The following is a 20,163-nucleotide window of genomic DNA, read 5'->3' on the forward strand; positions in this document are numbered from 1 at the left end:
GACCACGTTGACCGACATCGGTTGGCTCTCGCAGCCATACCCGCCGGAAGGCGCCACCGCGGCTGAGGGCATCCGCAACCAGCTCGGACGACCCGAGCTCGACCATCTCACGGTGTTGGTCCGCGAGGCGGCCCAGAACAGCTGGGACGCCCGAGCCGGCTCCGGCGCGGTCGACTTCCGCATCGATTTGTCCACGGTCAGCCCGGCGCACGCCGGCAACTGGCGGGACCTGCTGTTGCGCCACGCACCCCAACAGGATCAGCTTCCGCTCCGTAAGGCGATCACCAACTCCGTCATCCACACGCTGACCGTGTCGGACCGGGGCACCACGGGCCTGGGCGGACCGACCCGTGCCGACGACGCGACCAGCAGCGTGCGGGACTTCGTCTCCTTCATCCGCAACGCCGGCGAGCCGCGGGACAAGGCCCTCGGTGGTGGCACCTACGGCTTCGGCAAGGGCATCTTCTATCTGCTCTCCAGGTCAGGCACCATCCTCGTACACACGCGCTGCCAGACGGAGACCGGATACCAGACCAGGCTGATCGGGTGCGCGCTGTGGCACAGCTACACCGCTCAGCATCCCACCGGACCGGTGCGGCACACCGGACGGCACTGGTGGGGGCTGCGCGGAGCCGACGGCGTGGTAGAGCCGCTCGTCGATGAGGACGCGGTTAACGCCGCGAAACAACTTGGGCTGCAACAGTTCCGACCGGACGAAACCGGCACGAGTATCGTCATCATCGACCCCTTGTACGACGAGCAGACACCGGGCGAAGCTGCGGACTACCTGGCGCAGACGATGTTGTGGCAGCTGTGGCCGAAGATGCTCGACACCCCGACCCGACCGGCCCCGATGCGCTTCGGCGTCAGTCACGACGGCGTTGAGGTTCCCGTGCCGGATCCGCGCTCGACCTCGCCGCTGGACATTTTCGTGGAGGCGTACGAAGCCTCCGTCCACCCGGATGCCACCAGGTTGTCCTGTTTCCGCCCTCGCCGTGAGCTCGGCAGCATCGGAATGGCGAGACGCCTCATGATGCCGCCGCCCGCCACCTCAGCCGCGACAACGGCGGGGGTGGACCAGGGCGTGCATCATGTCTGCCTGATGCGACCGGCCGAGCTGGTCGTGCGCTACCTACCCGGTCCCAAACCGTTGTCCGACAAGGTTGGATACGCCGGGGTGTTTCGCGCTCACGTGTCCCTGGACGAGGTCTACGCCAAGGCCGAACCTCCGACGCACGACAACTGGATCGCCGACCAGCTTGACGGCGAGGAGCGGACCTTTATCCGTATGACGTTCCAGCGCATCCGGGAGACGCTCGACGAGTTCAACCAGGCTGGCACCTCGGTGCGCAGCAGCTCGACTGCTGTCCCGCTCGGCGCGGCCAGCAGCATGTTTTCCGGCCTCATCGCGGGGGTGTGGGGCGCTGGCGGCGCCACCGATTACGCCGGTGGACGACCCGTCGCCGTTCAGCCAGCCGCCGTGCCGGAGTCGCCGGACGGCGCTCCGGCCGGCTTCGAGGTCGGCGCACGCGATCCTGAGCCGGAGGAGCGGGGAGGAAGTCTGGACCGTTCCGGTGCCAACGACCACTGGGAACCCGCGGGCCCAGCGCTCCGTTCCACTCGATCGGTCGCACAGCGCCCGACACTTTCTTACGTCGGCGATGCCCTGCTCGATCACCTTGAAGGCGTTCCGGTGATCATCCAGACCTTCACCCTGCCGGTGTCTGGATCGCAGAGCGTACGAGCCGACCTGAACGTCGTCATCGCCGGCAGCGCCACACGCGAAACACAGGCGCCCGCCGCGGCCGACATCCCGATCGTGCTCGGCTGGCGCAGCAACGACGGCCGCTTCATCAACAGCACCATTGCCGACCTGGAAGGCGGGGACGGCAGCATCTGGCAGGTCGTCGTGCGGCCCGCCGCCAACACGATCACCGAGATCGAGCTGCATGTCGCCGTCGGAGGTGCGCGATGAGGCGTCAAATCTGGCCGTACCGCCGACCCTCGGCGGAGACCCTGTCCGCCGATACCTGGCAGCTCATCATCGACGAGGGCCCGACGGACCTGCCCGCTTCACTGCCGCACTGGGACTACCGGACCAACCTGTCCTTGAGCCGGCAGATCACCATCGACATGGACCTGCTCCGCAGCGAGGTCCGCCTGCCATCAGACGCCAAGGTTCAGGTCGCGGTGATCTGGACCGCCTCCGGATCGAACCTGCGCCAGTCGGCGGGGGCCGTGGCCATACACCGCGAGGGACGCCAGAAAGCAGACCTTGAGGTACAGCTTCCCGGCGAACTGCTGGGAGGCACCGTCACTCTGCGCACCCTGCTGACCGTCGCCGACCCCGGCACGGTAGAGGATCCGCTCGCACCGCGACTCAGCGGATCCATTCTGTGGTCCGACGAGCACAAGGTACGGCTACAGGGCGACGCGCCGCAGTTTCCCATCGCCATTGTCGACTTCTCCCGCACGACGTTTCCCGACAACGCCAGCTGGCACCTGGAACTCGGCACCCAACTGGAAAGCGCCACCATGGGGACACTGCTGCTCTATATCAACGAACGCAGCAAGCCAACCGTGCAGGCGTTCCAGCGCGCGGCTGCGCCGAGGGCCGTCGACAAGGTGATCCTGGACGCCGTTTACGCGGACGTGGCTCGGCTGATGGTCGAGGCCGCGCTGCACCATCCCGATTTCACCGACGAATCGGCGTTCGACGAAGACAGCCTCGGTGAGACCTTTCAGAATCTGATTCACAGCCTGTTCCCCGGCCGCACCGTCGCAGACCTGCGCCAGTTGCGCGAGCATTCGCCACACCGCCTCTCCACGCAGATCCAGGCGGCTGTTGGCGTATTTCAGGAGTCGTGATGGATCTTTTGTATCCGCGGTTGCTGCCAGCCAACGCTCGCATGATCCACGCGGAGCTGGAGCAGGTCTCGGTGTCGGACCTGGGTGGTCACTACAACCTCGAACATGTTGCAACGGTCTTCACGGCGACCGGAGGCGATCGTGTATCGAAGCGCGTCCTCGGAGATCTCCGCACCGAACTCGTCACTGCAGCCAGGGAGAACGGGTTTCCTCATCCGCCATCGGTGCAGCAGCGCCTGTCGTTCGACAGCCGGGTCGGGCCAGCCCTCCACTCCTTGATGGATATGGTCCCGTCCGAGGCCGCGGCTGGCGACATCTGGGCCTTTATGGCGCTTGTTCTCGCACCGGATGTCGCCTACTGGAGGTTCAGACGGCCCGACGAGAAGTTCGACTCCGACCACGTTCTCGGAAGCGATGTCACCCGGCACGTCTTCGCGCGCCTGTGGTGGCGTGCGCACCTTCTACACGATCCGGCTGCAGGGCAACCGTACGCGTCATTCGATGTCGTTGGAGGGGCCGCGTTCGACCAGATCTTCGCACGTCGACGTGCCCTGGGAGCAAGTCCTGTCTTGGTTAAAGCGATCGTTCGTGTCTGGGCCAGCGTCGACACTCACGGGGGCAATGAACGACGGCTTCTTCAGGATTTCCTCATGCGCCTTCTTCGGCTGGCTCCATTTGTGGCGTTTGAGTCCCTGACCCCCTCGCAACTCGACATCGAGCTTCAGCGAGTCGCCCGCGACACCATCTCGGCCGTCCGGACATAGCACGAATCCGTGGACCGGGATGGGGCACTGCGAGTACCACTCGTGGGTGAGCCCGCCCAGCACTGCACGGTGCTAGACGTAACAGATCATGGAGCGGTACTGGCGGCGGAGAGGATCAGTGACTACTTCATGGAGTCGCTGGCAGGTCCGGCGGCTCGAGACTTCAGCTCATCGAAGAGTACCGGGGGAAGCAGTGTCGATGCAGGCACCTGTGGTGGGACATCCGTCGCGCTTGTCTCGTCTGCATGATGGCGTCCCGTCGATTCAGAGCCGCGCACATCAACCGACAGTCCTGGCGGGAGCACTGGAAGCAAGAACCCTTCAGCCTCGATTAATCTCCGGTGCTGTCGGATGCGATCAAGACTGTAAGCGAGCTCTTGAACAGCGTGGTGGAGCAAAGTCGTTCGTCCTCGACGACTGTCCTCAAAGAGCCCGAGGTCGTCGCCATCGAGCGAGTCGTTCTCGGTGAGCCGCTTGATGCGGTCCTGGATCCGTCGGTGTTCCTGCACAAGAAGGCGATGGATGTCGTACAGCGCGATCGCTCGGCGCCCGTCCTGCCAGCCGGCATGAGAAAAGGTCTCGTAGTCAGGGTGTCGTGCGCCAAGGATCCAGCCGCGCCCTAGCCATGGCGGTACCTCTATGCCTGGGAGGACTTCCATCGCCTCCTGGAGACCGATAGGGGTGACCAGCATGGTAGGAGGAATGTCGAGAGCCGCAGCCAAGATCAGAATTTCGGCTACGCCAACCGCGTCCCGCCGACCGGTCTCAAGGTTTGCGATGACCGTACGCGGGACCCTGAAGCCGAGATCGTCGGTCCTATCTGACAGCTGCTTTGCACTGAGACCTCGACGTAGTCGCCAGTACTTGATCTGTGACGCAACGACGCGAGTAACGCGGGCCGCCCAGTCGGAGCCAGTCGACTCGGCATCCGCGCGACCCTGGGGCGAGGTCGGTGCCGCATCGTACGCTTGTTCCATTCCGTTACCCGCTCGATGTTGTTAGCTGCGTCACGCCGCGTACAATATCATCTTCTGTTTCAACGCCTCAAGGGGCAGTTGTTGATCTATAAGCGTGCTGGCTGCGCAACCTCAACGGTTTTTGGCTCATAGCGACACAACTGATTGGCGATCGACGGTCAGGTGCTCTAGACTGTGCGGGTGCTTCAGGGCACACCGGCATCAAGCCGGAGGTTTATTGATAACCCGCCCAACGCGGGAGAATAGGAGTACAGGTCGTGAAGACCTCTCCGTGGCACTCGATCAAGCAGTCGGTCCACCACAACGAGACGCGGTGTACCGAGGGCAACAACATCGAGCGCGAGAACCGGCGCGACGGTACCGGCGGTAAGCCGCTCTGCAAGAACTGTGCCGAGATCTGACGAAGCCGCAAAGCACAAGGCCCCGTTCGAACCGAGATGCTACGAACAACTCGGTGCGGCCGGGGCCTTGCCGTCTAGTATATGACCAATCTTGGCAAATCACGTGCTACGTAGCGTTGAGTTTGCCGATCCGAGACATTTGCGGGACCACTATCTCGTCGGAAGTCTTCTCGCCGGTAGCGATGATGTCTCAGCGTGCTCGATGCTGGCTAACGTCGGCGGCACTCGCGTCGCGATGTCACCGCTGCCTCGCATGGAGCCGGCGGGTGGGCGCGACGAGGGCAACTTCCTCGGAAAGGGCGAGAACACCAGCGGGTCGGCACTGTGCGGATGCGCGTCCACCCCCTATGGCGATGTGAAGGTGCCCTTCCTTTCGGCGGGGTTCAGCGGGGTGGGATGCGGCGGCGGGTGTCGGGGGCGGTGGACGGGCCGGGGGTCCAGGTGGAGACCCATTCGCCCTGGTCGGGGGGTGGGATGATGCCGGATTCCAGGGCGGTGTGGGTGCCGGCCAGGACCTGGCGGGCCAGGGCGACGTCGGCGGCGTCGGTGTTGTGCCAGAGGGCGTGTTCGAGGATGGCGATGCGGCCGCGGGACTGGTGGCAGAAGAGGTCCGCGAGTTCGATCTCCTCGGGACGGCCGGAGGCGGTGGCGCGGGAGCAGACCGCGGCGATGGCGAACAGCTCCGCGCCGATGTCGACGACGCGGCCCAGGAAGCCCTGCCGGTGCTCCAGCCTGCCCTGCCAGCGGGCCATGCCCTGGAACGTGTTGCGGGCCAGGCGGCGGGCGGCGCGCTCGGCCCAGCGCACGTGCTTGGCCAGCCGGCCGAACTTCCGGTAGCCGCCGAAGGTGCCCCGGCCGACGGCCAGGGTGGGCAGCCAGCGGGCGTAGAAGCCGGTGGCGCGCAGCAGCGCCTTGCCCTTCGCGCCGATCGGCGATTTCGGGTCGATGAGGGCCCCGGCGACGGAGAGGTGCTGGTCGACGGCCTCGCGGGCGATGAACAGGTGCATGATCTCGGTGGAGCCCTCGAAGATGCGGTTGATGCGCAGGTCGCGCAGGAGCTGCTCGACGCCGATCGCCTTCTCGCCGCGGGCGGCCAGCGAGTCGGCGCTCTCGTAGCCGCGCCCGCCCCGGATCTGCACCAGCTCGTCGGCGACCTGCCAGGCCAGCTCGGAGCCGTACAGCTTGACCAGCGCGGCTTCGATGCGGAAGTCGTTGCGGTCGTCGTCGGCGAGCATGCAGCACAGGTCGAGCATGGACTCCATGCCGTACGCCGTGGCCGCGATGAACGCGATCTTCGTGGCCACGGCCTCGTGCCGGCCGACCGGCCGTCCCCACTGGACACGCTGCTGGGACCACTGCCGGGCGACGCTCAGCGACCACTTGGCCGCGCCGACGCACATCGCGGGCAGGGACAGGCGGCCGGTGTTCAGGGTGCTCAGCGCGATCTTGAGGCCCTGGCCCTCGCCGCCGATGACGTTCTCGGCGGGCACGAACACGTCGTGGAAGCGGGTGACGCTGTTCTCCAGGCCGCGCAGGCCGAGGAAGGCGTTGCGGTTCTCGACGGTGACCCCCTCGGCGTCGCCCTCGACCACGAACGCGGTGATGCCGCCGCGGCGGCCCTCCGCCTTCGGCACCATCGCCATGACCACGAGCAGGGTCGCCACGGTGCCGTTGGTGGCCCACAGCTTGACCCCGTTCAGGCGGTAGCCGCCGTCGACCGGGGTGGCGGTCGCGCCCATGCGGGCCGGGTCGGAGCCGACGTCGGGTTCGGTGAGCAGGAACGCCGACACCTCGCCCGCGGCCAGCCTCGGCAGGAAGCGCTGCTTCTGCTCCTTGGTGCCGAACAGCTTGAGCGGCTGCGGCACGCCGATGGACTGGTGCGCCGACAGCAGCGCGCCGATCGCCGGGCTGACCGAGCCGGCCAGCGTGAGCGCGCGGCAGTAGTCGAGGTGGGACAGGCCGAGGCCGCCGTACGCGGGATCGATCTTCATGCCGAACGCGCCGAGTTCGGCCAGGCCGTGGAAGACCTCGTCCGGGATGTGGGCGTCGCGCTCGATGGCGGCCCCGTCGACCTCGGTGCCTACGTACTCCCCCAGCTTGGCCAGGAACTGCTCGGCGTCGGGGTTCGGGGCGGGCCGGGGCCACGGGTGGATCAGGTCCATCCGCAGCCGGCCCAGGAACAACTGCTTGCCGAAACTGGGCTTGCGCCACTCGCTCTCGCGGGCGGCCTCGGCGACCTGCCGGGCCTGTTCCGCGCTCACCTCACGCTGCACCGTCGTCATCGTCGACACCCCTGTCGTCCGGTCGAACGCGGGGTCGCCGGGGCCGCCTCATGAGCGCGCCGCGACGAGCCGTGTTCGGTGGTTTGCGCCCTGAAATCACGCTACTCCGCAGTACTACCGAGCGGTAGCAGTTGGCAAACCGGCCGACAGTGGCTATTCGTACTGCTCCGCGGGAGCCTGGACCGCCCGCCACTCCAGCACCTCGATGAACGGGATGCTGTCACCGTTGACCGGGTCGGTGCCCTGCTGGTCGGTGTACGTCCCGGTGATCTCCACCCAGCTGTCGGCGGGCAGCCCCGTGGGCACGCTGCCGTTCATGCCGACCTTGATCGGGCGGGCGTCGGCCGCGCAGCAGGACAGGATCATGCGGGTGAGCAGCTGCCCGCCCTCGGGGTTGTCGGACAGGAAACCGGTGACCCGGACCCGGCGCTCGCCGATGGACAGTCCCTTGTCGAAGATCGCCCGGGTGGCGTAGTCCAGCACGCTGATCTCGGCCGGGTCCCCGTCGGGCAGCGCCGGGAAGTCGGACACCTGCTGCGCCGACAGCGCGCTGCCCGCCTGGCCCGCCGCGTAGGAGCCGAGCGCGGGCGGGGCCACCAGCAGCAGGCCGAGCACCGGTGCGATGAGCAGCCAGCCGACCCGCGGCTCGCGGTGCCCCGCGTGGCCGTGGTCGTGGCCGGAACCGCCGTCGGCGACGCCGCCCTGGGTCGCCTCGGGGTGGTCGGCGCACTCGGTGTCCACCGCCGAGCCGTGGCGGAGGTCGTACCAGAGGGTCATCACGGCCGCGACCACCAGCAGCGCACCCGCGCCGATCAGGAACGGCTGCAGGCCCGCCTTGACGTAGCGCAGGTACATGTCGGTGAGGCTCGCCTTGAGGATCGCGCCGCCGAGCAGCAGCATGACCACGCCCTGGGCCTGACGGTTCACAGCAGCACCATCCCGACTCCGGCGGCGACCAGCACCGCCATCACGAACGTGGCCGGGGCGAAGCGCATCGCGAAGCGGCGGCCGAACACCCCGGCCTGCATGGAGATCAGCTTCAGGTCGACCATCGGGCCGACGACCAGGAACGCCAGCCGCGCGGTGAGCGAGAACTGGCTCAGCGACGCGGCGACGAACGCGTCCGCCTCGGAGCAGATCGACAGCAGCACGGCCAGCGCCGCGAGCGCCAGCACGGACAGCACGGGCTGGTCGGCGACGGCCTGCAGCACCGACTCGGGCACCAGCACGTTGATGGTGGCCGCGGCCATCGCGCCGAGCACCAGGAAGCCGCCCGCGTGCACGATGTCGTGGCGGCAGGCCGCCCAGAACGCCCGCCAGCGGGACAGGTCGTCCAGCTCGGGCCGGTGCGGCAGCCTGATCCACTCCTGCTTGCCCAGGCGCAGCCAGAGCCAGCCCATCACCGTCGCCACGATGACGCTGGCGACGCCGCGGGCGACGACCATCTCCGGGTTGTTCGGGAAGGCGACCGCGGTGGCGGTCAGCACGATCGGGTTGATCGCGGGCGCGGCCAGCAGGAACGCCAGCGCGGCGGCCGGCGTGACACCGCGCCGGATCAGCGAACCGGCGATCGGCACCGAGCCGCACTCGCAGCCGGGCAGCACCACCCCGGCGCAGCTCGCCACCGGCACCGCCAGGGCCGGGTGCTTGGGCAGCGCCTTGGACCAGAACGAGCGCGGCACGAACACCGCGATCACCGCCGACAGCGCGACGCCGAACACCAGGAACGGCATGGCCTGCACCATCACCGAGACGAACACGGTGGTCCAGGTCTGCAGCAGCGGTGTGGAGATCGCGGCCGCGATCGGCTCCCGGAAGATCAGCAGCGCGATGAGCAGCACCGCCAGCACCTCGACGGAGCCGATCCGGCCGCCGAGCAGCGGGGCGCGCCCGGCAGGCGGCGACGGGGGCGTCGCGGGCGGGCGTTGATCGACGGAGGTCACGGGGATCCTTCGCGGTATCGGGGGTGTGCCGACCGGCACAGGTTACCGGGCGTGCGTTCGGTGTTAGCCTTTCCGGCACAAGCGCCGCTGTCCAGCGGCCTCATATGAACAAGTAACGACAGGGGAGCGCACAGCGCTGAGAGTGCGGCAACGGCCGCAGACCCTCGAACCTGATCTGGGTAATGCCAGCGCAGGGAGTTCGGTCAACACCTCACCGCCACGCCTGCTTTCGTGATACCCCCGAAAAGGGATGTCACGGGCGCGGCGTGTGCACTTCTCCTCGTTCGTACCCTCAACGGACCAGGAGTTATTCATGAACAACTATCGCTGGCGGACGGTCGACATCGTCGTCGCCTCGATCCTCGCCGTCGCCTTCGGCGTCGTCTTCTGGGCCTGGGGCCTGCTGTGGAACGGCCCGGCCGGGGCGATCTTCGGCTCGACGTTCCCGCCGGCCGCGGCCGCCATCTACGGCGTATGGCTGCTGCCCGCCGTGCTCGCCCCGCTGATCATCCGCAAGCCGGGCGCGGCGATCTACACCGAGCTGGTCGCCGCGATCGTGTCGGCGCTGCTCGGCACCTCGTGGGGCATCAGCGTGCTCTGGTACGGCCTGGCCCAGGGCGCGGCCGGCGAGCTGGGCTTCCTGCTCGGCGCGTACCGCCGCTGGAACCTCGGTCAGTCGCTGGTCGCGGCCGCGTTCGCGGGAGCCACCGCGGCCGGGCTCGACCTGTACTACTACTACGGCGACTGGACGTTCGACTGGAAGGTCGCCTACGTCGCCATCGTCGTGGCCAGCACGCTGCTGTTCGCGGGCGTCGGCGGGTATTACCTGACCAGGTCCCTGGCCGGCACCGGCGTGCTGGACCGGTTCCCGTCCGGCCGCAGCCGCGACCTGGTCTGATGATCGAGCTCGAGGGGTACGGGTGGCGGCACGCCGGCCGCCGCGCGTGGGCGGTGCGCGGGGTCGACCTGCGCATCGAGCGCGGCGAGCGGGTGCTGCTGCTCGGCCCCTCGGGCGCGGGCAAGTCCACGCTGCTGCACGCCCTGGCCGGGCTGCTCCCCGAGGACTCCGGCGAAGCCGAGGGCGGGTGCAAGGTCGACACCGGGCGGGTCGGCATCGTCTTCCAGGACCCGCAGTCGCAGCTGGTGATGTCGCGAGCCGGCGACGAGGTGGCGTTCGGCCTGGAGAACCTGGCCTGGCCGCCCGCCCGGGTCTGGCCCCGGGTGGACGAGGTGCTGGGCGAGGTCGGCTTCGGCTACGAGCGCGACCGGGCCACCGACGCCCTGTCCGGCGGTGAGCAGCAGCGCCTGGTGCTGGCCGGGGCCCTGGCCCCGCGCCCTGAGCTGCTGCTGCTCGACGAGCCCACGGCCAATCTGGACCCGGCCGGGGCCGCGCTGGTCCGCCGGGCGCTGCGCGACGCCGTCGACGCCGACACCACCGTCGTGCTCATCGAGCACCGCATCGCCGAGGTGCTGGACCTGGTCACCCGGGTGGTCGTGCTGGAGCCCGGCGGCGGGGTCCGCGACGACGTGCCGCCGCGCCTGCTGGCCGGCCCACTCGGCGCCGAGCTGGCCGCGGCCGGGGTCTGGGTGCCCGGCCACCCCGCTCCCCCGCGCCACGCCGCGAACCCGCCCGGCGACGTCCTGCTCACCGCCCACGACCTGCGGGTACGGCACCTGTCCTACCCCGACGTTACGGTCCGCGCCGGTGCGGCGCTCGCCGTGACCGGCCCCAACGGGTGCGGCAAGTCCACCCTCGCGCTGGCCCTCGGCGGCCTGCTCAAACCGGCCGCGGGCGAGGTACGCAGCCCCGACGGGCCGCCGCACCGGTGGCGGGCCCGAGCGCTGGCGGGCCGGATCGGCTCGGTGTTCCAGAACCCGGAGCAGCAGTTCGTGACCACCACCGTGCGCGACGAGCTGGCGCTGGGCGGCACCGCCCCGGGCCGGGTCGACGAGCTGCTCACCCGGCTGCGCCTGGACCACCTGGCCGGGGCGAACCCGTTCACCCTCTCCGGCGGCGAGGCCCGGCGGCTGTCGGTGGCCACCGCGCTGGCCGCCCGTCCCCGGCTGCTGATCCTCGACGAGCCCACCTTCGGCCAGGACCGGCGTACCTGGATCGAGCTGGTCGACCTGCTCGCCGCGCTGCGCGACGACGGCCACGGCATCGTCACCGTCACCCACGACCCCGACGTCGTCAGCGCCCTCGCCGACCGCACCCTCGACCTGGGACAGCACTCATGACCGCCACCGTCGCCATGCTGCTCGACCGCGCGCCCGGACGGAGCATGCCGTGACCCTGCCCGCCGCCACCGCGCTGCAACGCAGCGACGCGCTGCTCGCGCGGCGTGCGCCGGTCGCGAAGATCGTCGCGTTGGCGCTGTTCACCACCGCCGCGCTGTTCACCCGGGATGTGGCGGCGCTCGGGTTCGCGCTGGTGGTGACGTTCGCCGTCGCGCCGTTGTTCGGGATCACGCCGTGGGGGCTGCTGCGGCGCGGCTGGCCCGCGCTGCTCGGTGCGGCGACCGTGGTGCTGTCGCTGGCGCTGTTCGCCGCGGACCGGTCCGGCACCGTGCTGGTGGACTTCGGGCCGGTCGTGATCACGACGACGGTGCTCGGCAACGCGCTGTCGCTGGCGCTGCGGCTGCTGGCCATCGCGCTGCCCAGCATCCTGGTGTTCAGCACCACCGACCCGACCGACCTGGCCGACTCGCTGATCCAGCACGCCCGGGTCTCGCCCCGGTTCGCGATCGGCGCGCTGGCCGCGTTCCGGCTGGTCGGGCTGCTCGGCGCGGAGTGGCAGACGATCGCGATGGCCCGCCGGGCCCGCGGCATCGATGCCGGGCGCAACCCGCTGCGCTGGCTGCGGCTGTTCGCGAGCACCGCGTTCGGGCTGCTGGTCGGGGCGATCCGGCGGGGCACCCGGCTGGCCGTGGCGATGGACGCCCGCGGTTTCGACTCCGGCCTGCCCCGCTCCGTGGCCCGCCCGATGCCGTGGCGCATCGCAGACTGGCTCCTGGTCGCGGCCGGCGCGCTGCTCGCGCTGGCGATCCAGCTCATCGCCCACCGCTGACCGCGCCCGCGCCGCCCGCCGGGCGGGCAAGGTCATCGGACTTGCCTGGCACCTGTGCGTATCAAGGACGCGGATACCCACAGGTGCCAGGCAAGTCGGACGATCAAGAGGCGGGGGGTGGGGCGACCGGGTTGGGCAGGGCGCCGCCGAAGCGGCGGTCGCGCTGGGCGTAGAGCTCGCAGGCGTACCAGAGGTGGCGGCGGTCGAAGTCGGGCCACAGCGTGTCCAGGTAGACGTGCTCGGCGTACGCGGACTGCCAGATCAGGTAGTTGCTGGTGCGCTGCTCGCCCGACGGGCGCAGGAACAGGTCCACGTCCGGCACCTCGGGGTGGTAGAGGTACTTCGCGAACGTCTTCTCGTTGATCTTGTCGGCCTTGAGGCGGCCCTCGGCCACGTCCCGGGCGATCGCGGCCGCCGCGTCGGCGATCTCGGCCTGGCCGCCGTAGTTCACGCAGAACTGCAGGGTGAGCTTGGTGTTGTGGCGGCTCATCTGCTCGGCCGTCTCCAGCTCGTCGATGACGCTCTTCCACAGCCGCCCGCGCCGGCCCGACCACACGATGCGTACGCCCAGGTCGTTGAGCATGTCGCGGCGGCGGCGGATGACGTCGCGGTTGAAGCCCATCAGGAAGCGGACCTCCTCCGGCGAGCGCTTCCAGTTCTCCGTGGAGAAGGCGTACGCCGACAGGTACGGCACGCCGATCTCCAGCGCCCCCTCGATGGTGTCGAACAGGGAGAACTCGCCGCGCTTGTGGCCCTCGGTGCGGGGCAGCCCTCGCTCCTTGGCCCAGCGGCCGTTGCCGTCCATGACGATGGCGATGTGCTTGGGCAGCGCCTCACCGGGCAGCTTGGGCGGGGTCGCGCCGGACGGGTGCGGCGTCGGCGCCTTCGGCTCCCGAGCCTGCCGGATTCTGATCAAGGCGCTCCCCTGTCTGTTCACGGTCGCCACCGGCGATCCGGCCAGGTCCGGCGCTCAGCCCGGTTCCCGGCGATCAACCAACGGCAGAGAGCGTAGCTGCCGCTCCAGGTGCCACTGCAAATGCGCCGCCACGAAACCCGCACACTCGCGCTGCACCGGCGGCTCGGACTTCTCCGCCGCCGGCCAGTCCCCTTCCAGCAGGGCCGACATCAGATCGAGGGTGGCCGGGTCGGGATGGGCGGCGCCGGGCGGGCGGCAGTTCAGGCAGGTGACCCCACCGGCGGGTACGGAGAACGCCCGGTGCGGCCCCGCCTCCCCGCACACCGCGCAGTCCCGCAGCGCCGGGGCCCAGCCGGCCTGCGACATGGCCCGCAGCAGGTACGCGTCGAGCACCAGCGGGCCGGGGCGCAATCCCTCCGCGAGCGCCCGCAGCGCGCCCAGGGTGAGCTGGTAGAGCCGCAGCGCGGGCTCCCGCTCGACCGGGGTCAGCCGCTCGGCCAGCTCCACGATCGCGCTGGCCGCCGTGTAGCGCGGGTAGTCGGTCAGGAAGCGGCGGCCGAACAGGTCGCGGCCCTCGACCTGGGTGACGGTGTCCAGCGAGCTGCCCTCGCTGCACTGCACGTCCACGTGCCCGAACGGCTCCAGCCGCGCGCCGAAGCGCGACGTGGTGCGGCGTACCCCCTTGGCGACCGCGCGCACCCGCCCGTGCTGCCGCGTCAGCAGCGTCACGATCCGATCGGCCTCACCGAGCTTCTGCACCCGCAACACGATCGCGTCATCGCGATAAAGCGGTCGGCGCATCCCCGGCATGCCGACGACCCTACCGCCACCCGCCGACGCCCACCCCCTGCCGCAACTTGAAGACTTGCGCCTATCGACGCGCCCCGATGCCGCGACTCCTTAAGAGTTGCGCGGGAGGGTGCGGCTAGAAGCCGAGGCGGCGGAGCTGGCGGGGGTCGCGTTGCCAGTCTTTGGCTACGCGGACGTGGAGGTCTAGGTAGATCTTGGTGCCGAGGAGTTCCTGGATGTCGGCTCGGGCTTTGGTGCCGACTTCTTTGAGGCGGGAGCCGCGGGCACCGATCATGATGGCCTTCTGGCTCTGCCGCTCGACGTAGACGTCGGCGTACACCTTGGTCAGGCCGTCCTCGGGGATGATCTCCTCGACCAGCACGGCGATCGAGTGCGGCAGCTCGTCGCGTACGCCCTCCAGGGCCGCTTCGCGGATCATCTCGGCGATCAGCACGTGCTCGGGCTCGTCGGTGAGCATGCTGTCCGGGTAGAGCTGTGGCGACTTCGGCAGGTGCCCGACCATCACGTCGACCAGCGTGTCGAGCTGGGAGTTGGCGACCGCGCTGACCGGCACCACGTCGGCGAACTCGCCGAGCGCGTTGACCGCGAGCAGCTGCTCGGCCAGGGTCTTCTTGTCCACCAGGTCGGTCTTGGTGACCACGGCGACGACCGTCGCCTTGAGCCCGGCGATCTCCCCGGCGATGAAGGTGTCGCCCTTGCCGACGGGCTCGTTGGCGGGAATGCACAGGCCGATCACGTCGACCTCGCTCCAGGTCGCCCGGACCAGGTCGTTGAGGCGCTCGCCCAGCAGGGTGCGCGGGCGGTGCAGCCCGGGGGTGTCCACCAGCACCAGCTGCGCTTCGGGGCGGTGCAGCACGGCGCGGATGACGTGCCGCGTGGTCTGCGGTTTGTTCGACGTGATCGCGATCTTCTGCCCGACGATCGCGTTCGTCAGAGTCGACTTGCCCGCGTTCGGCCGCCCGACAAAGCAGGCGAACCCGGCACGGTATGAGTTATCCGCCACCTGCTCAACCTACCGTCAGGGCAGGAAGGCAGGCTCATCGGCGTACCCCCGGCGGCCGGCGGGCTGCTCGGCCACGAGCGCGGCGAACAGCTCGTCGACCGGGGTCTGCAGCAGGTCGGCCAGCGGGACCAGGGTCGTCGCACCGTCGGCGTACGCCCCGAACAGCTCGCCGACCAGCCGGGCGGGCTGCCGCGGCGCCTGCGCCGCGCCGAGCCGGGCCAGCAGGGCCGACCGCCCGGCGGGGCCGTGCTGGCAGCGGGCCGCCGTCCACAGGCTCAGCTCGGCCGCGCGGGCGGCGTCGAGCAGCCCGAGCCCGCGCAGCCGGGCGGCCATCGCCCCGGCCGAGACGCCGAACGCGCCGACCAGCTCGGCGAACGCGGCGTCGGTGACCAGGGCCCACGGCTGCGCCGGCTCGGCGGTCGGGGCCGGAGTCCGCTGCTCGGCGCACGCGGGGTCGGTGACCGGCCGCGCGGCCGCCGCGCGCAGCTCGGCCGTGGGCATGAGGAACGCGGTGGCGAAGGCGTCGGCCCGCTGCTCCAGCACCGCGCGCTGCCGGCCGGGCGCGAGGTGCTGGTCGAGCAGTGGCTGCACGGCGTCCCCGGCCAGCACGTGGCCGAGCGCGTGCGCGATCGCGAAGCGCTGCCGGGTGAACTGGCTCGTGAGGTCGGTCAGCACCAGCCGGCCGTGCGCGGACTGCCAGGCCAGCGCGTCCGCGCCACCGGGCAGCGGAGTGACCGCGACGTCCACCGCGAAGACCTGCTCGACGACGGCCGCGAGGCCGGCGGTGGACAGCGTGCCCAGGCTCGGCACCCCGGCGTCGCGTACCGCGGCGACGGCCTGTTCCGCCAAGGCGCGGCCCGCCGCGGCGGGCGGCCCCGCGGGCGGCTCGGGCAGAGTCGGCAGGGCCGGGCGGCGGCCGAGCAGGCGCAGCCGCTCGTACGCCGTGGCGTAGCGGTCGACCAGGGCGCGGATCTCGTCACCGGCGTTCGGCTCCGCCCCGGGCAGGGCGGGTTCACGGGTGCGGCCGGTGAGCAGCCAGTCCACGCTGACGTCGCCGGCGTCGGCGATGAGGGCCAGTTCCAGCGAGGTGAAGCGGCGCACCGCGTTGAGCGACTTGGACAGCTTGTCGGCGCTGATGCCGACCAGCTCACTGAAGGCGGCCTGGCTCGGCGACACGCGGGTGATCACCGAACGGACGCGGTCGATCACGCCTTCATCCATGGCCATCACCGTAATGAGGGGTCGCGATAATCGCAACGGCCGTCAGGACGGTTGACACACCCCGCCCCCGGGGTCGCTGCCGGGCACCCCGGCTCCGGTACGGTGATCCCCGTGGAGCTGCTGCACTCGGGCAAGGTCAGGGACGTCTACCGCGACGGCGAGGACATCGTTCTGGTGGCGTCGGACCGGCTCTCGGTCTACGACGTCATCCTGCCGACGCCGGTGCCGGACAAGGGCCGGGTGCTCACCCAGCTCTCGCTGTGGTGGTTCGAGCAGCTCAAGGACATCGTGCCGAACCACGTCATCTCCGGCGACGACGTGCCCGCCGAGTTCGCCGGGCGGGCGGTGCGCTGCCGCTCGCTGAGCATGGTGCCGGTGGAGTGCGTGGCGCGCGGTTACCTGACCGGCGGCGGGCTCAAGGAGTACCAGGCGGGCGGCTCGGTGTCCGGGGTCGTGCTGCCGGCGGGGCTGACCGAGGCGTCGCGGCTGGACGAGCCGGTGTTCACCCCGTCCACCAAGGCTCCGGTCGGCGAGAAGGACATGCCGATGTCGTACGCCGAGGTGGCCGACAAGGTCGGCGCGGACACCGCCGAGCGGCTGCGCGAGATCACGCTGGCCGTGTACGCCCGGGGGCGGGACATCGCCGCCGAACGGGGCATCATCCTGGCCGACACGAAGATCGAGCTGGGCTGGGCGGCCGACGGCACGCTGATGCTGGGCGACGAGGTGCTCACCCCCGACTCCTCGCGGTTCTGGCCCGCCGACGGGTACGCCCCCGGCCGGGTGCAGCCGAGTTTCGACAAGCAGTTCGTGCGGGACTGGGCGGTCGGCACCGGCTGGGACAAGACGCCGCCCGCACCCGAGGTGCCCGAGGACATCATCGCGGCCACCCGGGCCCGCTACATCGAGGCGTACGAGCGGCTGACGGGCCTGGCCTGGTCCTGAGCCGACGGCCGCCGGGCTGCCCGGCTCCGCAACTGCCCGGCGCGCCGCCGGTCCTGACACGCTCGGCATGTCCCATGCCTGCCTGCTCGCGGCGGTGCTGCGGGTGCCGCTGATGACCACGGAACCGGCGCTGGCCGGCAAGATCCTGGGCGCCGACCTGCTACGCGAGGTGTGAACCCGAACGGGTTTCCGTTTTTTGTCGCATTTCTTCACATTAGCGCCATATCACACCGATCATAGATACATGCGTTCTCTGTTCGGCGTGTCGCTTGTCATGTCATCTGTCTTGCTCGGCGTGCCGGCACCCGCTACGGCCGGTGCCGATGCGGGCGTGGGGCCGCCGATACCGCAGGTCGTGTCCGCGGACCCGGTGGACTGGACCCCGCACGTCACCGACGGGCAGGTCTGGGCGATGGCCCTGATCGGCGACACCGTCGTGGTGGGCGGCGACTTCACCAGCACCGCCGACGCCCGCCGCCAGGCGCCGGTGAACCGCCGCCACCTGATGGCGTTCCGCCTGTCCGACGGCCAGATCACCGACTTCAGCCCGGAGCTGGACGGGCCGGTCTACGCGCTGGCCGAGGGCCCCGACGGCAGCCTGCTGGTGGGCGGCGACTTCACCAAGGTCAACGGCCGGCACCGCCGCTCGCTGGCCCGCCTCGACCTGGCCACCGGCCGGCTGCACCGCAGCTTCTACGCGCCGGTCGACGGCGACGTGCGTACCCTGGCCGTGTCCGGCGGCGAGCTGTACGTCGGCGGCTACTACCGCTCCGTCAGCGGCGTGCCCCGCGCCGGGCTGGCCCGCGTCGACGCGCTGTCCGGCCGGCTCGACGAGGGCTTCGACGCGGGCCTGGCCGAAGCCGTCGAGAACTATCCGCGTGCGGAGGCGATGAGCCTGTCCCCGGACGGCGCCCGGCTCGTCGTGATCGGGAACTTCTCCCGGGTGCAGGGCCTGGACCGCCAGCAGCTGGTCAGCCTGGACGTGACCGGCCCGCGGGCCGTGGTCAGCGACTGGTCCACCGCCTTCTACGGCGTCGACCGCTGCGACGCCCGCTTCGACAGCTACGTGCGCGGCATCGACCACTCGCCCGACGGCTCCTACTTCGTGGTGGTCACCACCGGCCACGACTCCGGGCCGGACCTGCCCTGCACCACGGCCGCGCGGTTCGAGACCGCCGGCGGCGGCGAGCACGTCCCGACCTGGATCAACCACACCGGCGGCCACTCGCTCTACGCCGTGGCGGCCACCGGCCCGGCGGTGTACGTCGGCGGGCACCAGCTCTGGCAGGACAACACGTACGGGCAGAAGACGAAGGGCCCCGGCGCGGTGGACCGGCCCGGCATCGCCGCGCTCGACCCGGTGACCGGCCGGGCCCTGGACTGGAACCCCACCCGCAGCCGCGGCCAGGGCGTACGAGCCTTCGTGACCTGCCCGCAGGGCCTGCTGGTCGGCTCCGACACCGACGAGCTGGCCCGGGAGTACCACGCCCGCGTCGGCCTGTTCCCGTACCCGGCGCTGCCCGCGCCCGCCTGACCCGGCCCGACGGGACGGGGCCCGTGTCCGCCGCGTGGGTCGGCGGGCACGGGCCCCGAGTTCGCGCACCTCAGTGCCGTACGACCTCAGCGGAATGCGTTGGCGATGTCATCCCAGAGGCCGATCAGGGCGCTCACGAAGGACGGACCGGGCTCGGCGGGACGCGGCCGGTGCCCCGGGCCGACCGGCGGCTCCGGCTCAGCCGAGGGCTCGACCGGCGGAGCGGAGGGGTCCACGATCGGCTCGACCGGCGGCGCGGACGGGTCCACGATGGGGTCCACCGGCGGCGCCGACGGGTCCACGATGGGATCGGCGGGCGGCGCGGTCGGGTCCACGATCGGCTCCGCCGACGGCGACGGCACGGCCGTCGGGTCGACGATCGGCGGCTCCACCGGGCCCGCCGACGGCTCCACGATGGGCTCGAAGGGGTCCACCGGCGGCGCGGACGGGTCCACGATCGGCTCCGCCGACGGCGACGGCACGGCCGTGGGGTCCGTGATCGGCGGCTCCACCGGGTCGGTGGAGGGTTCCACCGTCGGCGTCAGGGCCTTGACCCGCAGTCCCGTGCCCTTGGCCGGCTTGGCCTCCGCCGACGGCGGGCCCGAAGGCTCCGGGGCCACGGAAGGTCCGTCGGACGGCGCGCCGGAGGGAGCCGCCGAAGGTGCATCGGACGGGTCCGGCGCGGCGGTGCCCGACGGGTCCGGATCGGGCGACGCCGACGGCCCGGGGCTGGCCGCGCCGGGGTCCACCGAAGCGGACGGGTCCGGCGAAGGCTCGCCGGACGGCGGGGTGGACGGGTCCGGGTCGGCCGACGCGGACGGATCCGGCGCGGGCGAACCGGACGGGTCCGGCGCGACCGGCGGCAGGACCGTGCCCTCGGCCGGGCAGGTGCGGGCCAGCACGAACAGCGGCGCGGTGCCGGTGATCTCGGCCTTCGCGCCGGTGAGGGTCCAGCCCTCCGGCACCGCCATCCAGGCCTTGCTGGTGTTCGCCCGCAGCACGATGCCGCCGCCCTCGGCGGGCACGACCGCGCTGGCCTCGGTGCCCTCGGGGGTGCTGAACGTGGCGGTGACGCTGACGAAGTCGCCGGTCTTGGCGTGGTCACCGGGCAGTTTGAACACCCAGACGTCCTGACCGGACAGCGGCCCGCCGCCGAAGGCCGGGTCGCAGACGTGGTTCTCGAACGCCGCCGCGGTGAAGCCGAGGCTTTCCGGCAGGATGTCGACGGGCGCGTTCGCCCACGCCTTCGCGGGCTGCCCGCCGAGGTCGGTCCCCGCGAACACCAGCGCCATCCCGAAGGTCAGCACCGCCATCCCGCAGGCGGCGAGTGGCCGGTGTCCGGGCCGGATGAGTCGGAAGTTGAGACGTCGCATGCATACCTCCACTGAGCTCGACGCAGCCCAGGGACTACCCACCGCGATTTGCCTCAAAC

Annotated in this window: 18 protein-coding genes, 1 pseudogene and 1 riboswitch; of the genes and pseudogenes, 10 read left to right on the forward strand and 9 right to left on the reverse strand. The window is 70.7% G+C overall.

Annotation, left to right across the window (positions count from 1 at the left end; translation table 11 throughout):
* Positions 1-7 precede the first annotated feature (7 nt).
* The 4 genes from Cco03nite_RS13960 (at position 8) to Cco03nite_RS42360 (ending at position 4,255) form a co-directional block, all read left to right on the forward strand.
* Positions 8-1,975 (forward strand): hypothetical protein, encoded by a 1,968-nt coding sequence (locus Cco03nite_RS13960; protein ID WP_203692492.1) that lies wholly within the window; start codon positions 8-10, stop codon positions 1,973-1,975.
* Complete coding sequence (locus tag Cco03nite_RS13965) at positions 1,972-2,868, forward strand: hypothetical protein (protein ID WP_203692493.1); 897 nt, start codon at positions 1,972-1,974, stop codon at positions 2,866-2,868. The genes Cco03nite_RS13960 and Cco03nite_RS13965 overlap by 4 nt, the downstream gene beginning before the upstream one ends.
* Complete coding sequence (locus tag Cco03nite_RS13970; protein ID WP_203692494.1) at positions 2,868-3,632, forward strand: DUF6339 family protein; 765 nt, start codon at positions 2,868-2,870, stop codon at positions 3,630-3,632. The genes Cco03nite_RS13965 and Cco03nite_RS13970 overlap by 1 nt, the downstream gene beginning before the upstream one ends.
* Before the next feature lie 341 nt (positions 3,633-3,973).
* Positions 3,974-4,255, forward strand: coding sequence for a hypothetical protein (locus Cco03nite_RS42360; RefSeq protein WP_239167361.1), 282 nt, complete (start codon positions 3,974-3,976; stop codon positions 4,253-4,255).
* Positions 4,256-4,336: 81 nt separating this feature from the next.
* Here the strand turns inward: Cco03nite_RS42360 and Cco03nite_RS43155 are convergent.
* A pseudogene (locus Cco03nite_RS43155) lies at positions 4,337-4,609 on the reverse strand (helix-turn-helix domain-containing protein); the annotation flags it as partial.
* Between the two features lie 257 nt (positions 4,610-4,866).
* Here Cco03nite_RS43155 and Cco03nite_RS13980 point away from each other — a divergent pair.
* On the forward strand, positions 4,867-5,010 hold the full coding sequence (locus Cco03nite_RS13980; protein ID WP_203692496.1) for a hypothetical protein: 144 nt from the start codon (positions 4,867-4,869) through the stop codon (positions 5,008-5,010).
* A gap of 383 nt (positions 5,011-5,393) precedes the next feature.
* On the opposite strand, the gene Cco03nite_RS13985 is transcribed toward Cco03nite_RS13980, so the two are convergent.
* The 3 genes from Cco03nite_RS13985 to Cco03nite_RS13995 all read right to left on the reverse strand — a co-directional run bounded on the left by Cco03nite_RS13985 (position 5,394) and on the right by Cco03nite_RS13995 (position 9,235).
* On the reverse strand, positions 5,394-7,292 hold the full coding sequence (locus Cco03nite_RS13985; RefSeq protein ID WP_203692497.1) for an acyl-CoA dehydrogenase family protein: 1,899 nt from the start codon (positions 7,290-7,292) through the stop codon (positions 5,394-5,396).
* 153 nt (positions 7,293-7,445) lie between these two features.
* Complete coding sequence (locus tag Cco03nite_RS13990; RefSeq protein ID WP_203692498.1) at positions 7,446-8,219, reverse strand: TIGR03943 family putative permease subunit; 774 nt, start codon at positions 8,217-8,219, stop codon at positions 7,446-7,448.
* Complete coding sequence (locus Cco03nite_RS13995) at positions 8,216-9,235, reverse strand: permease (protein ID WP_373314235.1); 1,020 nt, start codon at positions 9,233-9,235, stop codon at positions 8,216-8,218. Before Cco03nite_RS13995 ends, Cco03nite_RS13990 begins: the two co-directional genes overlap by 4 nt.
* Before the next feature lie 110 nt (positions 9,236-9,345).
* A riboswitch (TPP riboswitch) is annotated at positions 9,346-9,450 on the forward strand.
* Positions 9,451-9,548: 98 nt separating this feature from the next.
* Here Cco03nite_RS13995 and Cco03nite_RS14000 point away from each other — a divergent pair.
* The 3 genes from Cco03nite_RS14000 to Cco03nite_RS14010 are packed head-to-tail and all read left to right on the forward strand — an operon-like array spanning position 9,549 to position 12,302.
* On the forward strand, positions 9,549-10,133 hold the full coding sequence (locus tag Cco03nite_RS14000; RefSeq protein ID WP_203692499.1) for an ECF transporter S component: 585 nt from the start codon (positions 9,549-9,551) through the stop codon (positions 10,131-10,133).
* The gene (locus Cco03nite_RS14005) at positions 10,133-11,473 is read left to right on the forward strand and encodes an ABC transporter ATP-binding protein (RefSeq protein WP_203692500.1); all 1,341 of its coding nucleotides are present in this window, start codon (positions 10,133-10,135) and stop codon (positions 11,471-11,473) included. The genes Cco03nite_RS14000 and Cco03nite_RS14005 overlap by 1 nt, the downstream gene beginning before the upstream one ends.
* 55 nt (positions 11,474-11,528) lie before the next feature.
* Positions 11,529-12,302 (forward strand): energy-coupling factor transporter transmembrane component T family protein, encoded by a 774-nt coding sequence (locus tag Cco03nite_RS14010; protein ID WP_203692568.1) that lies wholly within the window; start codon positions 11,529-11,531, stop codon positions 12,300-12,302.
* A 103-nt stretch (positions 12,303-12,405) separates the two neighbouring features.
* Here the strand turns inward: Cco03nite_RS14010 and Cco03nite_RS14015 are convergent, their stop codons facing one another.
* From Cco03nite_RS14015 to Cco03nite_RS14030, 4 genes are all read right to left on the reverse strand, one after another.
* Entirely contained in the window at positions 12,406-13,218 is an 813-nt protein-coding gene (locus Cco03nite_RS14015) for an isoprenyl transferase (protein WP_203692501.1), read from the reverse strand.
* 54 nt (positions 13,219-13,272) lie between these two features.
* Positions 13,273-14,028, reverse strand: a complete 756-nt coding sequence (gene recO / locus Cco03nite_RS14020) for a DNA repair protein RecO (protein ID WP_203692502.1) — start codon at positions 14,026-14,028, stop codon at positions 13,273-13,275.
* A gap of 115 nt (positions 14,029-14,143) precedes the next feature.
* Positions 14,144-15,031, reverse strand: coding sequence for a GTPase Era (era, locus tag Cco03nite_RS14025; protein ID WP_203692503.1), 888 nt, complete (start codon positions 15,029-15,031; stop codon positions 14,144-14,146).
* Positions 15,032-15,046: 15 nt separating this feature from the next.
* Complete coding sequence (locus Cco03nite_RS14030) at positions 15,047-16,252, reverse strand: XRE family transcriptional regulator (RefSeq protein WP_203692504.1); 1,206 nt, start codon at positions 16,250-16,252, stop codon at positions 15,047-15,049.
* A gap of 111 nt (positions 16,253-16,363) precedes the next feature.
* Between Cco03nite_RS14030 and Cco03nite_RS14035 the strand changes: the two genes are divergently transcribed.
* Positions 16,364-17,197, forward strand: a complete 834-nt coding sequence (locus Cco03nite_RS14035; RefSeq protein ID WP_203692505.1) for a phosphoribosylaminoimidazolesuccinocarboxamide synthase — start codon at positions 16,364-16,366, stop codon at positions 17,195-17,197.
* 355 nt (positions 17,198-17,552) lie between these two features.
* Positions 17,553-18,731, forward strand: coding sequence for a delta-60 repeat domain-containing protein (locus Cco03nite_RS14040; RefSeq protein WP_239167362.1), 1,179 nt, complete (start codon positions 17,553-17,555; stop codon positions 18,729-18,731).
* A gap of 86 nt (positions 18,732-18,817) precedes the next feature.
* On the opposite strand, the gene Cco03nite_RS14045 is transcribed toward Cco03nite_RS14040, so the two are convergent.
* Positions 18,818-20,104 (reverse strand): hypothetical protein, encoded by a 1,287-nt coding sequence (locus Cco03nite_RS14045; RefSeq protein WP_203692507.1) that lies wholly within the window; start codon positions 20,102-20,104, stop codon positions 18,818-18,820.
* Between the last annotated feature and the right edge of the window lie 59 nt (positions 20,105-20,163).

The sequence above is a fragment of the Catellatospora coxensis genome (assembly GCF_016862635.1).
Classification (GTDB): domain Bacteria; phylum Actinomycetota; class Actinomycetes; order Mycobacteriales; family Micromonosporaceae; genus Catellatospora; species Catellatospora coxensis.